The organism is Actinoplanes utahensis (assembly GCF_016862455.1).
Classification (GTDB): Bacteria; Actinomycetota; Actinomycetes; order Mycobacteriales; family Micromonosporaceae; genus Actinoplanes; species Actinoplanes utahensis.
The window spans coordinates 20,414-34,238 of sequence record NZ_BOMZ01000092.1 but is presented as its reverse complement, the minus strand read 5'-3'; the positions used below and the strand labels follow the sequence as shown (position 1 = coordinate 34,238).

11 protein-coding genes are annotated in these 13,825 nt (G+C 70.9%); 7 read left to right on the top strand and 4 right to left on the bottom strand.

The window, feature by feature from the left end:
* Positions 1-199: 199 nt before the first annotated feature.
* The 3 genes from Aut01nite_RS33610 (at position 200) to Aut01nite_RS33600 (ending at position 3,714) form a co-directional block, all read left to right on the top strand.
* Complete coding sequence (locus Aut01nite_RS33610; RefSeq protein WP_043527546.1) at positions 200-925, top strand: VOC family protein; 726 nt, start codon at positions 200-202, stop codon at positions 923-925.
* A 93-nt stretch (positions 926-1,018) separates the two neighbouring features.
* Positions 1,019-2,104: a multiple monosaccharide ABC transporter substrate-binding protein gene (chvE, locus tag Aut01nite_RS33605; RefSeq protein WP_152628840.1), complete on the top strand. Its 1,086-nt coding sequence runs from the start codon at positions 1,019-1,021 to the stop codon at positions 2,102-2,104.
* Between the two features lie 32 nt (positions 2,105-2,136).
* Entirely contained in the window at positions 2,137-3,714 is a 1,578-nt protein-coding gene (locus Aut01nite_RS33600; RefSeq protein WP_043527669.1) for a methyl-accepting chemotaxis protein, read from the top strand.
* 11 nt (positions 3,715-3,725) lie between these two features.
* On the opposite strand, the gene Aut01nite_RS33595 is transcribed toward Aut01nite_RS33600, so the two are convergent.
* Positions 3,726-5,615: a glycoside hydrolase family 15 protein gene (locus Aut01nite_RS33595; protein WP_052164009.1), complete on the bottom strand. Its 1,890-nt coding sequence runs from the start codon at positions 5,613-5,615 to the stop codon at positions 3,726-3,728.
* A 155-nt stretch (positions 5,616-5,770) separates the two neighbouring features.
* Between Aut01nite_RS33595 and Aut01nite_RS33590 the strand changes: the two genes are divergently transcribed.
* From Aut01nite_RS33590 to Aut01nite_RS33575, 4 genes are read left to right on the top strand one after another with little or no spacing between them, the layout of a single operon-like run.
* Complete coding sequence (locus tag Aut01nite_RS33590; RefSeq protein WP_201775553.1) at positions 5,771-7,063, top strand: extracellular solute-binding protein; 1,293 nt, start codon at positions 5,771-5,773, stop codon at positions 7,061-7,063.
* Between the two features lie 22 nt (positions 7,064-7,085).
* Positions 7,086-8,000 (top strand): carbohydrate ABC transporter permease, encoded by a 915-nt coding sequence (locus tag Aut01nite_RS33585; RefSeq protein WP_043527672.1) that lies wholly within the window; start codon positions 7,086-7,088, stop codon positions 7,998-8,000.
* Positions 8,000-8,833 carry a carbohydrate ABC transporter permease gene (locus Aut01nite_RS33580; RefSeq protein WP_043527551.1) on the top strand — a complete coding sequence of 278 codons (834 nt, stop codon included), beginning with the start codon at positions 8,000-8,002 and terminating at the stop codon, positions 8,831-8,833. The genes Aut01nite_RS33585 and Aut01nite_RS33580 overlap by 1 nt, the downstream gene beginning before the upstream one ends.
* 18 nt (positions 8,834-8,851) lie before the next feature.
* Positions 8,852-10,045 (top strand): ABC transporter ATP-binding protein, encoded by a 1,194-nt coding sequence (locus Aut01nite_RS33575; RefSeq protein WP_043527553.1) that lies wholly within the window; start codon positions 8,852-8,854, stop codon positions 10,043-10,045.
* On the opposite strand, the gene Aut01nite_RS33570 is transcribed toward Aut01nite_RS33575, so the two are convergent.
* Genes Aut01nite_RS33570 through Aut01nite_RS33560 form a run of 3 tightly spaced genes read right to left on the bottom strand, consistent with a single transcriptional unit; the run spans position 10,033 to position 13,718 of the window.
* The gene (locus Aut01nite_RS33570; protein WP_043527555.1) at positions 10,033-11,076 is read right to left on the bottom strand and encodes a hypothetical protein; all 1,044 of its coding nucleotides are present in this window, start codon (positions 11,074-11,076) and stop codon (positions 10,033-10,035) included. The genes Aut01nite_RS33575 and Aut01nite_RS33570 overlap by 13 nt on opposite strands.
* A 15-nt stretch (positions 11,077-11,091) precedes the next feature.
* Positions 11,092-12,210, bottom strand: a complete 1,119-nt coding sequence (locus Aut01nite_RS33565) for an aminopeptidase P family protein (protein ID WP_043527557.1) — start codon at positions 12,208-12,210, stop codon at positions 11,092-11,094.
* Entirely contained in the window at positions 12,210-13,718 is a 1,509-nt protein-coding gene (locus Aut01nite_RS33560; protein ID WP_043527674.1) for an MFS transporter, read from the bottom strand. Before Aut01nite_RS33560 ends, Aut01nite_RS33565 begins: the two co-directional genes overlap by 1 nt.
* Positions 13,719-13,825: the final 107 nt, after the last annotated feature.

The window sequence follows — 13,825 nt, the reverse complement described above, 5'->3', positions numbered from 1 at the left end:
GCTCGCCCTCGGCGCCGGCGCCCTCGCCTTCCGCCGCCGCGACACCGCCTGACCCCTGTCCCCCGGCTGGTTCTCACTGCTGTCTCCCGCTGTTGAGACAGCAGTGAGAACCAGCCGGAAGTAGCCCGGTGCCCGGCTTACCCGCCGTCCGGCGGACGGTCCCATCCCGGGCCCCGGCCGGTCGGGTAGAAAGAAGCGCATGGTCTTGCGGTTGGTGCAGTGGAATCTGAAGGCACGGGACCAGGCGGCGATCGGCCGGTTCTGGGCGGAGGCGCTGGGCTGGACCGTTTTCACCGAGAGCCCGGTGGCGACCGCGATCGGACCGGCCGGGTTCGTCTGGCCGGATCCGGTCACCGCCTGCCTCGACGTCATCGCCGTTCCGGACCCGGAGACGGTCGAGGGCCGGGTGCATCTGGATCTGGCGAGTTCGTCGGCGGCGCACCAGGCGGAGACGGTCGCACGTCTGCGGGACCTCGGCGCGACGCCCGCGGACGTGGGTCAGGGCGACGTTCCGTGGACGGTTCTGGCCGATCCGGAGGGCAATCTGTTCTGTGTGCTGGAGCCGCGCGAGGTCTACCGGGACACCGGCCCGATCGCGGCGATCGCGGTCGACTGTGTGGATCCGCGGGCGATGGCCCGGTTCTGGGGCGCGGCGATCGGCTGGACGGCGCACGAGGTGACCGGCGATTTCGCGCGACTGCGGTCGGCCACCGGCACCGGCCCCTACCTGGAGTTTCTTCGTACGTCCGGGGCACGGACCGCGGGTAGGCGTCTGCACTTCGACCTGCTGCCGGAGGACCAGGGGGCGGAGGTGGAGCGGCTGCGGGGGCTCGGGGCCGGCGACGCCGCCCGGGGCGATTTCCCGTGGCGGGTGCTGGCCGATCCGGAGGGGAACGAGTTCTGCGTGCTCACCCCGTACCGATAAGGAAGGAGCCTTTCCTCATGATCGGGGGTACGTCACCGATCTACCCGTCGAGGCCCGGGATGTCCGGCCTCGACGGGACAGGGGGAACGATCCGTGGCGGCACGATGGTTGGCGTGGGCGACGGCTGCGACCGTACTGGCCGTCTCGGCCGGTTGCGGCAGCGACGAGCCCGAGGCGGCGGCCGGCGCTGAACAGGCCGTGATCGGGCTGGCCATGCCGACGAAGGCGTCCACGCGGTGGATCGCCGACGGCGAGAACATGGTCAAGCAGTTCCAGCTGCTCGGGTACGGCACCGACATGCAGTACGCCGACGACGACGTGCAGAAGCAGGTCGACCAGATCGGCGACATGGTCGACGCGAAGGTCAGCGCCCTGGTGGTCGGCGCGATCGACGGGACGGCGCTGAAGAGTGTGCTGTCGAAGGCGGCGAAGGCCGGGATCCCGGTGATCGCCTACGACCGGCTGATCCGGGACAGCGGCGACATCGCCTACTACGCGACGTTCGACAACTTCAAGGTGGGTGTCGAGCAGGCCGGCGCGATCGTGGACGCGCTGAAGCTGAAGACCGCGAAAGGCCCGTTCAACGTCGAGTTGTTCGCCGGGTCGGCGGACGACAACAACGCCACGTTCTTCTTCAACGGGGCGATGAGCGTGCTGAAGCCGTACATCGCCGCCGGCAAGCTGGTGGTGCGCAGCGGCGAGACGAGGTTCGCGAAGGTCGCGACGATGCGCTGGGACGGCGCGGTGGCGCAGAAGCGGATGGCGAGACTGCTGGCGGGTCCGTACCGGTCGGCGCGGGTGGACGCGGTGCTGTCGCCGTACGACGGCATCACCCGTGGCATCCTCGCCGCCCTGGAAGCCGCCGGGTACGGCTCGAAGAGCCGCCCGCTGCCGGTGCTGACCGGCCAGGACGCCGAGCTGGAGTCGGTGAGGCTGATCGCGGCCGGCAAGCAGACCGAGACGGTGTACAAGGACACCCGGGAGCTGGCCAAGGTGGCCGTGCAGATGACCGACGCGGTGCTGAGCGACGAGGAACCGATGGTCAACGACACGAAGCAGTACCACAACGGGGTCGAGATGGTGCCGACCTTCCTGCTGCAGCCGGTGAACGTGGACCGGTCGAACTATGAGCGCGTCCTCGTCGACGGCGGCTACTACTCCGCCGATCAGCTCTCCTGATGACCAGCCCCATCACCGAAAGGACCTCCGCGGTGTCTGACCGCAACCCGCTCCGGGACGCCCCGGTCTGGGCGAAGCTCACCGGCCTGGTCGGCGCCGGTCTGCTCGCCGTCGGCACCTGTGTCGGCGTCACCCTTTACAGCAACCACGTCGCCGACGACACCGCCGAGCGGCTCACCCACCTCAACGCCGCGAGCACGCTGGTGCAGCAGCTGGACCGGGTCGCCAGCGAGCTGAAGGTGAACGGGTTGCAGGCGATCACCCGGGACGACGCGTCCGAGCAGACGGCGATCCTGCAGAACCGGCTCACCGAGGCGGAGAAGCTGCTCGACGAGCTCGATGCGATCGAGCTGGACGGCGACCTGACCGCGGCGGTCGGCCGGATCCGGGCCGTCTACGCCGACTACACCGAGGTGATCGAGCGGTTCGTCGACGGGTCGGTGGCCGACCAGAGCCAGGCGCGCCTGGCCTGGGAGCAGATCGACGTCGACAACTACCTGACGAGCGCGGTGCTGGAGAACGAGCGGTCGCTGTTCGCCGCCACGGTCGCCGAGGCGAGCGCCGACGCGGCCGCCAGCCGGGACCGGGCGCAGCTCATCCTGATCGCCACCGCCCTGGCCGCGGCGCTGGTGCTGTGCCTGCTGGCGCGGGTGATCGTCACCTCGATCACCCGGCCGTTGCTGCGGGTGCGGGGAGCGCTCGAGGCGATGGCCGACGGCGACCTGACGGTGACGGCGGACGTCACCTCCGGCGACGAGGTGGGCCAGATGGCGCGGGCCCTGGACGAGGCGCAGAGCAACATGCGTACGGTCGTCGCCCAGGCCGCCTCCTCCGCGCGGGCCCTGGCCACCGCCGCCGAGGAGATGACCTCCACCGCCGGGGACATCGCCGACACCGCGCTCGGCTCGTCGTCGCAGACCCGGCAGGTGTCCGGCACCGCCGCGTCGGTGTCGTCGAACGTCGGCGCGGTCGCCGCGGGCGCCCAGGAGATGGCCGAGTCGATCCGTGAGATCGCGGTCAACACCTCGAGGGCGGCCGAGGTCGCCGGGCAGGCCGTGCAGGTGGCCCGGTCGACGAGTGAGCACATCGACAAGCTGGGCGCGTCGTCGTCGGAGATCGCCAGCGTCGTCAAGGCGATCACCGCGATCGCCGAGCAGACCAACCTGCTCGCGCTGAACGCCACCATCGAGGCGGCCCGCGCCGGCGAGATGGGCAAGGGGTTCGCGGTGGTGGCCAGCGAGGTCAAGGACCTGGCGCAGGAGACGGCCCGGGCGACCGAGGACATCACCCGGCGGGTGACGGCGATCCAGTCGGACACGGCCGGCGCGGTCGAGGCGATCAGCGAGATCACCTCGGTGATCGAGCAGATCAACACGTTCCAGGCGACGATCGCCGCGGCCGTGGAGGAGCAGACCGCCACGACCGCGGAGATGAACCGCGGCATCTCCGCTGTCGCGGACGGCGCGGAGACCATCGCCAGCGGTGTCGAGGGTCTGGCCTCGGCGGCCGAGCGGACCACCGAGGGCGCCGCCCAGTCCCGTCAGGCGATCACCGAGCTGAGCTCGATGGCCAACGAACTGCAGACCCTGGTGGCCCGGTTCCGCACGTGACGGTTCTGCTCCTAACGACGGCGGCGGGCGGTGGACCGGGGATGCAGGTCGAGCTGCCGGTCGAGGCTGATGGCGGCGTCGATCAGGGCCAGGTGGGTGAACGCCTGCGGGAAGTTGCCGAGTTGCTCACCGGTGAGGCCGATCTCCTCGGAGTAGAGGCCGACGTGGTTGGCGTACGTCAGCATCTTCTCGAAGGTGACCCGCGCCTTGTCCACCTGGCCGGCGCCGGCCAGCGCGTTGACGTAGGCGAACGAGCAGAGCGAGAAGGTTCCCTCGGAGCCCTGCAGCCCGTCCGGGGAGGCCGCCGGGTCGTAACGGTAGACCAGGCTGTCGGTGACCAGTTCGGCGTCCATGGCCCGCAGCGTCGACGCCCACATCGGGTCGGTGGGGGTGATGAAACCGACGGTCGGCATCCGCAGCAGTGACGAGTCGAGCACGTCGGTGCCGTAGTGCTGCCGGAAGGCCCGCCGTTCGGCGCTCCAGCCCCGGTCCATGATCTGGCGGTAGAGCGCGTCGCGGGCCGTCATCCAGCGGTCGAGCGGCGCGGGCCGGCCGTGCTCGGCGGCCAGCCTGATGCCGCGGTCCAGCGCCACCCAGCACATCAGCCTGCCGTAGGTGAAGTCCTGCCGGCCACCGCGGGTCTCCCAGATGCCCTCCTCCGGCTGGTCCCAGTTCCCGGCGACCCAGTCGAGCAGTTCGCAGATGCGCACCCAGCCCTGATGACCGGCGGTGAGGCCGTGCCGGTCGGCGAAGTAGATGCTGTCCATCGCCTCGCCGTAGATGTCCAGCTGCAACTGGCCGGCGGCGCCGTTACCGATGTGGACCGGCGCCGAGCCGCGATAGCCCTCCCAGTGGCCGAGCACCTCCTCGCTCAGGTCGCTGGAGCCGTCGACCCGGTACATGATCTTCAGCGGGCCGCCGCCGTCCTTGTCCGCCTGCTCGTCGACCCGGTCGCGCAGCCACCGGCCCAGCGCCGCGGCCTCCTCGGTGAAACCCATGCCGAGCAGGGAGTACACCGAGAACGAGGCGTCGCGGACCCAGGTGTAGCGGTAGTCCCAGTTGCGGCTGCCGCCGATCTGTTCCGGCAGGGCGGCGGTGGGCGCGGCGACCAGGGCGCCGGTCGGGGCGTACGTCATCAGTTTGAGCGTGATCGCGGAGCGGTTCAGGGTCTCGCGCCACCGGCCCGCGTAGGTGGACTGCCCGAGCCAGGCCTCCCAGAAGTCGACGGTCTCGTCGAACAGCCGCCACGCCTCCGCGGTGCGGACCTGCCGCAGCGGGCCCGCGGCGCCGGTCCGCAGCACCATGCCCCGCATCTGCCCGGTGCCGAGGGTCAGTTCGGCGTGGACGTCGCCGTTCTCGCCGACCCGGGCGTGCGCCACCCGCTCGTCGTCCGGTTCGCGGATCAGGCAGACGGTGACGGCGGTGCGCTCGCCCTCGAAGACCACGCCGTCCTCGCCCAGGTGGGTCTTGAACGGTTCCCTGCCGTAGTCGAAGCGCGGGGCGATGTCGACGGCGAACGTCATCTCGCCGCGCACACATCGCACCATCCGGACCAGGCGGTGGTCGGCGGCGGCCACCGAGCCCTCGGTGACCGGCATGAAGTCGACGACCTCCCCCACTCCGGCCTCGGTCATGAACCGGGTGACCAGCACCGCGGTGTCCGGAAAGTACAGCTGCCTGCTGGTGAACGCGCCGGTCGCGGGCCGGATCCGGAAGTGGCCGCCACGGTCGTGGTCGAGCAGCGCCCCGAAGATGCTCGGCGAGTCGAACCGCGGAGCGCAGAACCAGTCGATGCAGCCGTCGGTGGTGACCAGCGCCGCGGTCTGCAGGTCACCGATCAGACCGTGGTCGGCGATGAGCGGGTAGCCGGCGGGGGCGGAGCTGAACTCGGGAGTGGGCATACGTCCACGGTCGGGGCCGGGCACGGCGAGCGCATCATTCCAGACGGATGAACAACGATCACTCTCGGTGACTCAAAGTTCACTCGTACGGGATGAGGTGGAGACCGGACCGGCGGTCGAGCGTGAGGAGTCCGACGGACCCTTGGGAGGCGGGTGTGCGCTCATCGAAACGCGGCCCGGCGGCTCTGGCGGCGCTGACGCTGTCGGCATCGTTGCTGGCCGCCTGCGGCGAGGACGGCGGGCCGCCGACGATCACCTGGTACATCAATCCGGACAACGGCGGTCAGGGCCGCCTGGCCGCCTCGTGCGCGGCCGCGGCGGGCGGCGCCTATCAGGTCGACGTGCAGGTGCTGCCGACCGACGCGTCGCAGCAGCGTGAGCAGCTGGTCCGGCGGCTCGCCGCGCAGGACAGCTCGATCGACGTGATGAGCCTCGACCCGCCGTTCGTGGCCGAGTTCGCCAACGCCGGTTTCCTGCGCCCGTTCGACGGCGCCGACGCGACCGCGCTCACCGACGGGGTGCTGCGCGGCCCGCTGGCCACCACCTCCTGGAAGGACCAGCTGGTCGCGGCGCCGTTCTGGGCGAACACGCAGCTGCTCTGGTACCGCGAGTCGGTGGCCCGGGCGGCCGGGATCGATCCGGCGAAGGAGGGCTTCACCTGGGACGAGATGATCGCGGCGGCCCAGGGACAGCAGAAGATCATCGGCGTTCAGGGCAAGCGGTACGAGGGCTACATGGTCTGGATCAACGCCCTCGTCGTGTCCGCCGGCGGCGAGATCATCACGAACACCGAGGCCGGCCGGGACGCCGATCCGACGATCGACTCGAGGCCCGGTGACGAGGCCGCCCGGATCATCGGCGACTTGGCCCGGTCGCCGGCCGCGCCGCCCGCCATGTCCACCGCGAGCGAGGAGGAGTCCCGCTCGGCGTTCCAGGGCCCGGCCGGCGGCTTCATGGTCAACTGGCCGTACGTGTACAGCGCCGCCAAGGAGGACGTCGCCGGCGGCGGCATCGACCGGTCGGTGCTCGACGACATCGCCTGGGCCCGTTACCCGGCGGTGTCCGCGGACCTGCCGAGCCGGCCCCCGCTGGGCGGCATCAACCTGGCGATCGGCGCCTTCACCAGGTATCCCGAGCAGGCGCTCGACCTGGTGCGCTGTGTGACGTCGCTGGAGAACAACATCGCGTACATGTTGGACTCCGGTAACCCGGCGGCCCGCGGCGCGGCCTACGACGACGCGAAGGTGCGCGAGGCGTTCCCGATGGCCGACGTGATCCGCCAGTCGATCAACGACGCCGGGCCACGCCCGATCACCCCGTACTACAACGACGTCTCGACGTCGGTCCAGATCACCTGGCATCCGTCCGCGGACGTCCGGGTGCCCGAGAGCCCGGACGAGTCGGCGGTGTTCATGTCCGACGTGCTCCAGGGCAGGCGACTCCTGTGAGAGAGGCACCGCTGTGACGCTGATGCAGGAACGGGCCGCGCCGGAGAAGCCCGAGATCACCGACCGCGCCAGCCGGGAACGGCGGCTGGGGCTGATGCTCTCCGCCCCGGCCTTCGTGGTGATGGTGTTCGTGACCGCCTACCCACTGGTCTACGCGGTGGTGCTGTCGCTCTACAACTACCGGCTCACCGACCCGGAGGGCCGGGAGTTCGTCGGGTTCGGCAACTACGCCACCGTGCTCACCGACCCGGTGTGGTGGAGCGACTTCGGCACCACGCTGATCATCACGGTGGCCAGTGTGGCCGTCGAGCTGGTGCTCGGCTTCGTGTTCGCGTTCGTGATGTACCGGATCATCCGCGGCCGGTCGCTGGTCCGTACCGGCATCCTGATCCCGTACGGGATCATCACGGTGGTCTCCGCCTACATCTGGCGGTACGCGTTCCAGCTCGACTCCGGCTTCGTCAACCAGTGGTTCGGCCTCGGCGCCTTCGACTTCTTCGGGGAACGCTGGTCGGCGCTGTTCGTGATCACCCTGTCCGAGATCTGGAAGACCACCCCGTTCATCTCGCTGCTGCTGCTCGCCGGGCTGGTGCAGGTGCCCGAGGAGTACCAGGAGGCGGCCCGTGTCGACGGCGCCACCGCCTGGCAGCGGCTGGTCCGGGTGACGCTGCCGAACATGAAGGCCGCGATCATGGTGGCGCTGCTGTTCCGCACCCTGGACGCGTGGCGGATCTTCGACAACCCGTTCATCATGACGGTCGGCGCGAACGACACCGAGACGCTCTCGTTCCTCGCTTACCGGCAGAACGTCACGCTGGTGAACCTGGGCGCCGGGTCGGCGATCTCGGTCCTGCTGTTCCTCACCGTCGTGATCATCGCCGTGATCTTCGTCAAAGGCTTCAAGACCGACCTCTCCCAGGTACGGGGTGACAAGTGATGGCCGATCGCAGAGTCAGTCCCTGGTGGACCGTTTCCGGGCTGGTCATCCTGCTGTGGGCGCTGTTCCCGCTGCTGTGGATGGTGTCGCTGTCGTTCAAGGATCCGGACACGTTCCGCAGCGGCACGCCCACGTTCTTCCCGGAGAACTGGGTGTGGGACAACTACAAGACCGTGTTCAGCGACTCGCTGTTCACCAGCGCGCTGCGCAACTCGGTGTTCATCGCCCTGATCGCGACGTTCCTCGCCGTGATCATCGCGATGTTCGCAGCGTACGCCATCGCCCGGATGGACTATCCCGGCAAGAAGTTCCTGCTCTCGATGGCCCTGGCGATCGCCATGTTCCCGCAGGCCGCGCTGGTCGGCCCACTCTTCAACATGTGGCGCAACCTGGGCATCTACGACACCTGGATCGGGCTGATCATCCCGTACCTGACGTTCGCCCTGCCGCTGTCGATCTGGACCATGTCGGCGTTCTTCCGGCAGATCCCGTGGGAGATGGAGCAGGCCGCCCAGGTCGACGGCGCGACCGCCTGGCAGGCGTTCCGCAAGGTGATCGTCCCGCTGGCCGCGCCGGGCGTGTTCACCACCGCGATCCTGACGTTCTTCTTCTGCTGGAACGAGTTCCTGCTGGCGATCTCGCTGACGTCCACCGACAAGGCGCGCACGGTGCCGGCCGCCCTGTCGTTCTTCACCGGCGCCTCGCAGTTCCAGTCACCGATCACCTACATCATGGCCGCCTCGGTGGTGGTCACGATCCCCGTGGTGATCCTGGTGCTGATCTTCCAACGCCGCATCATGGCCGGCCTGACCGCCGGCGCCGTCAAGGGCTGAACAGGAGGAGAACCGGCCATGGCCGCGATCAGCATGCGCAACATCGTCAAACGTTACGGCGACGGTTACCAGGCCGTCGACAACGTCAGCCTGGACATCGCCGACGGTGAGTTCGTCATCCTCGTCGGCCCGTCCGGCTGCGGCAAGTCCACCCTGCTCCGCATGATCGTCGGGCTGGAGGACATCACGTCCGGCGACATGATGATCGGTGAGAAACGGGTCAACAAGCTGGCGCCCCGGGACCGCAACCTGGCCATGGTGTTCCAGAACTACGCCCTCTACCCGCACCTGACCGTCTTCGAGAACATCGCGTTCCCGCTGCGTCTGCGCAGCACCCCGGACGACGAGGTCCGTGAACAGGTGAACAAGGCGGCGGCGCTGCTGCAACTCACCGAGCATCTGGACCGGCGGCCGGCGAACCTGTCCGGCGGCCAGCGGCAGCGGGTCGCGATGGGCCGGGCCATCGTCCGGCAGGCCGACGCGTTCCTCTTCGACGAGCCGCTGTCCAACCTGGACGCCAAGCTGCGCGGGCAGATGCGCACCGAGATCGCCCGGATGCAGAAGCGTCTCGGCATCACCACCGTCTACGTCACCCACGACCAGACCGAGGCGATGACCCTCGGCGACCGGATCGCGGTGCTGCGCAAGGGCGTGATGCAGCAGGTCGGCAGTGCCCGGCAGCTGTACGAGGAACCGGCGAACCTGTTCGTCGCCGGTTTCATCGGATCGCCGCCGATGAACTTCCTGCCCGGCCGGATGAGGGGCGGCCGGATCGAGACGCCCTTCGGCACGGTGCCCGCCACCGGGCCGCGGCTGAGCCGGGTCGGCGACCGGGACCTGGTGATCCTCGGACTGCGGCCGGAACACTTCGAGGACCTGGCGATCGTCCCGGCCGAGCGGCGCGGGCACGGCCAGTCGTTCACGGTCGATGTGGACGTCACCGAATGGCTGGGCAACGGGCTGTACGCGTACGTGCCGTACGAGGCCCCGGCCGAGGTGACCCAGCAGCTCGAGGAGCTGGAACGGGAGCTCGACAGCGAGCAGATGCGGACCCAGCTGGTCGTCGCTCTGGACGTGTCCAGCCGGATCCGCTCCGGAACCAAGGCCGAGCTGTGGTTCGACCCGCAGCGCATGCACGTCTTCGACGCCGCGACCGGGGAGAACCTGACCCGCGACCCGGATCGGGTCTTCGAGGAGGATCAGCCCGCGTAGCCCGGGGTGTCGGGGTCGTCCGGGGCCGGCGGCCGGGGCCGGCCCGGCGCTCCCGGCGGACTCTGCGGACTCTCCGGGCCCGGCCGGCCCTGGGCACCCGGCCGTCCTTGCGGACCCGGCGCATCCCACGGGCCCGGCGGCGGACTCGGCGGACCCTGCGGCCCGGCCATCACCGGCGGGCTCAGGGTCGCGTCGAGGCTGTCCAGGATCTCCTCGACGGCCGGGCGCAGCGGACGCCAGTCGTACCCCGCGGCGACCGCCTGGTTCTCCACGTCGACCGCCTCCACCAGGTCCCGCAGCAGCGCCGCGACACCGGTCGCCAGGGCCTGCCGGGCCGGGTCGCTGGTCTCCCCCGCCAGTTCGCCCCAGGACACCACCAGGCCGGTGAGGTCGGCGCGGACGGGCGGCCAGTTGACGGCCCGCTCGGTGTCCCCGCGGGCGGTCAGCACCGACGGCAGCCGGCCCTCGATGACGGTCCGGGTCTGCGCGGTCAGGGTCGCCTGCCGGGTCTCCCAGTTCGCCGTCCGGCGGCTGCGGCTGACCAGCACGGCCGCGGCCAGGCCACCGAAGAGCAGGAACAGCAGGATCCAGCCCAGCCATCCCCCGGTGTCGTCCTCGTCGGCGGCGGAGACCGGGACGGCCGCCGACGGCGACGGCGTCGCGGTGGTCTTGCTGGCCTGCACGGTCACCGTGACCTCGACCCGGGTGACCGACGTCTTCTCCGGCGTCTGCGTGGTCGTCGTCTTCGCCGGTGCCGGCTGGGTGGTCCGCTCCGGGGGTTTCTCCGTCGTCTTCTGCGGCGTGCTCTCGGTCGTGCGCTCCGGCGTCCGCTCCGGAGGTTTCTCCGTCGTCTTCTCCGGTGTGCTCTCCGTGGTGCGCTCGGTCGTACGCTCCGGCGTCTTCTCCGTCGTGCGTTCCGCCGACGGCCGCGTGGACGGCAGCGTCCGGTCCTCCCCCTCACCTCCGCCCGTGCAGCCGGGCAGTGTCAGCAGACAGATCAGCAGGGCCGCCGGCCCCAGTCGTCGCGGCATGTCTTCCTCCCGTTCTCAGGCGACCACGCGCAGGTCGTGGCTGGTGTTGTTGAGGCGGCGGCCGCCGGTGGCGGTGACCGTGACGATGTCCTCGATCCGGACGCCGAACCGCCCGGACAGATAGATGCCGGGCTCGATGGAGAAACACATGCCCGGCACCAGCGGCCGGTGCTCCCCCTCGACCAGGTAGGGCGGCTCGTGCGTGGTCAGCCCGATGCCGTGGCCGGTGCGGTGGATGAAGTACTCGCCGTAGCCCGCGTCGGCGATCACCGTCCGGGCCACCCGGTCGATGTCCTCGCAACTCACCCCGGGCCGGACCGCCTCGAACGCGGCCTGCTGCGCCCGTCGTACCACCTCGTGCACCTCGCGTTCGGTGTCGGTGGGCTCGCCGACGTGGACGGTCCGGGTGGTGTCCGAGCCGTACCCGTCCTTCAGCCCGCCGAAGTCCAGGACCACCATGTCGCCCTGCCGGATCGCCCGGGGCCCCATCTCGTGGTGCGGGTCGGCGCCGTTGGGCCCGGACCCGACCACGGTGAAGTCGACCTGGCTGTGCCCGTGCGCCCGCAACAGCCCGGCCAGGTCGGTGCCGATGTCCTCTTCGGACCGGCCGGTGAAGCGGGCGTGCACGATCTCGTCGTAGGCGGCGTCGGCGGCCGCACCGGCTGCCGCGAGCCGGTCCAGCTCCGCCTGATCCTTGACCGCCCGCAGCATCGGCAGGGTCTCGGTCATCGAGGTGAACCAGGCCGCCGGCAGCCGCTGCCGCAGCGCGAGCAGGTGCATGGCCCACGCGGAGTCGGTGACCGCGTACCTGCCGTCCGGCGCCAGCAGCCCGGCGGTGAGCGTGTACGGATCCGCCCCGTCCCGCCAGTCGGTGACCGTGACCGCGTCCACGCCGGCGGCGGCCTCCACGTCGCCGCGCTCCAGCGTCGGCACGATCAGCTGCGGCGACCGGTCCAGGCTGAGCAGCAGCATGGTGATCCGCTCGGTGATGGCCGTGGGCCGGTAGCCGGTGAAGTAGACCAGATCGGGTCCGGGGGTGACGAGCAGCCCGGTGAGGCCGGCGGCGGCGACCTCGGCCAGGGCCCGCTCGATCCGGTGGGTGTAGTCCTTGACGGTGAACGGCCGGACGGTCATCACGAGGTGCCTCCTGCGCCGGGTACGAGGCGGGTGGGAACGGTGTGGGTGGTGGCGGCCGCCGCGGCGGCCAGGTGCGCGGCCCCGGGACGGACGTCCCGGTGCCGGCCCATCAGCACCGCCAGGGCGACACCGGCCAGCGAGGCCAGGGCCAGCAGCAGCGCGGCGCCGGCCAGCCCGGCGGCGAGAGCGTCGGCGGGCGGGGTCCCGGCGTCCTGACGGTTGCCGGTGACCGCGGTGAAGACGGTGGAGGCGGCCGCGACGGCGAGCGATCCGCCCACGTACCGGGCCATGTTGGAGATGCCGGAGGCCTGCCCGGCCTGGTCGGCGGGAACCGCGGAGGTGGACGCCGACGAGGCGGGGCCGTTGGCGAAGCCGAGCCCGATCGCCAGGACCGCCAGCGGCAGCACGAACATCGCGTACGCCCACCCGGCGTCGACCAGCGTCAGCGCCCCGGCGCCGGCCGCGGCGAGGGCGAACCCGAGACCGACCGCCTGCCGGGAGCCGATCCGCACCGCCAGCGGGGTGATCAGCGGGGTCACCGCGATCATCGCGGCGGCCGCAGGCAGGGTGGCGAGCCCGGCCTCCAGGGGTGTCATGCCGAACGTGGCCGGATCCTGGAAGTAGAGGCTGAGCAGGTACATCAGCGCGTTGATCACGCCGGCGACCAGGAGGATCGCGATGGTCGCACCGACCAGCACCCGGTTGCGCAGCAGGTTCAGATCGACCAGCGGCGCCGCGGCCCGGCGTTCGGCGGCCACGAACCCGGCCGCGCCGAGCACCGCGATCAGCAGGCAGCCGAGGGTGCGGGCCGAGAACCAGCCCCAGTCGCCGCCCTCGCTCAGCGCCAGCACCAGCGGGACCAGCGCCACCGCGACCAGCACGGTGCCGAGCACGTCGATGGACCGGGACCGCCGCGTGTCCCGGGACTCGGTGACGGTCGCCAGGGTGAGCGGGATGCAGGCGGCGGCGATCGCGGCGTCGATCCAGAACAGCCCCTGCCAGCCGAGGCTGCCGGCCAGCAGCCCGCCGGCCAGCGGGCCGATCGCGGCGCCGATGGCCGAGGCCGCGCCCCACAGCGTGATCGCCCGCATCTGCCCGGCGCCGGACGACGCCACCGACAGCAGGCTCATCCCGCACGCCAGGATGGTGGACCCGGCCGCGCCCTGCAGCATCCGGCCACCGATCACCCCGGCGGCGCCGTCGGCGAGGGCGATCAGCGCGCACGAGGCGACGAACAGCAGCAGGCCGCCGATGAAGATCCGGCGGCGGCCGAAGACGTCGCCGAGCGCGCCGGAGGTGACGATGACCGCGGCCCCGACCAGCATGTACCCGGTCACCGCCCACTGCAGCACGTCCACCGGGGCGCCGACGTCGGCGCTGATGGCCGGCAGCAGGATGGTGACCGCCGAGGTGTTGGCGTTCACCACCAGAGCCGACACGCACGCGGCGAGCAGGACGCCGAGGCCCGCTGTCGTGCCGGGGGCCTGGCGCTCGGTCGCGGACATGGGCGGCTCCTCGAGGTTCACCGGTGGGTCGTGTCTCAGCCTCGCGGGCGGTGCCGGGCGCGGCATCGCTCGCGCCGGATGAATCAGCGGCCCGGCCCGGTGATCTA

What these genes read in the sequence shown, in the direction of transcription:
- Aut01nite_RS33610 (WP_043527546.1), top strand. Translation starts at nt 200, where the DNA reads ATGGTCTTGCGGTTGGTGCAGTGGAATCTGAAGGCACGGGACCAGGCG.
- Aut01nite_RS33595 (WP_052164009.1), bottom strand. Translation starts at nt 5,615, where the DNA reads ATGCCCACTCCCGAGTTCAGCTCCGCCCCCGCCGGCTACCCGCTCATC.
- Aut01nite_RS33585 (WP_043527672.1), top strand. Translation starts at nt 7,086, where the DNA reads ATGCAGGAACGGGCCGCGCCGGAGAAGCCCGAGATCACCGACCGCGCC.
- Aut01nite_RS33580 (WP_043527551.1), top strand. Translation starts at nt 8,000, where the DNA reads ATGGCCGATCGCAGAGTCAGTCCCTGGTGGACCGTTTCCGGGCTGGTC.
- Aut01nite_RS33575 (WP_043527553.1), top strand. Translation starts at nt 8,852, where the DNA reads ATGGCCGCGATCAGCATGCGCAACATCGTCAAACGTTACGGCGACGGT.
- Aut01nite_RS33570 (WP_043527555.1), bottom strand. Translation starts at nt 11,076, where the DNA reads ATGCCGCGACGACTGGGGCCGGCGGCCCTGCTGATCTGTCTGCTGACA.
- Aut01nite_RS33565 (WP_043527557.1), bottom strand. Translation starts at nt 12,210, where the DNA reads ATGACCGTCCGGCCGTTCACCGTCAAGGACTACACCCACCGGATCGAG.
- Aut01nite_RS33560 (WP_043527674.1), bottom strand. Translation starts at nt 13,718, where the DNA reads ATGTCCGCGACCGAGCGCCAGGCCCCCGGCACGACAGCGGGCCTCGGC.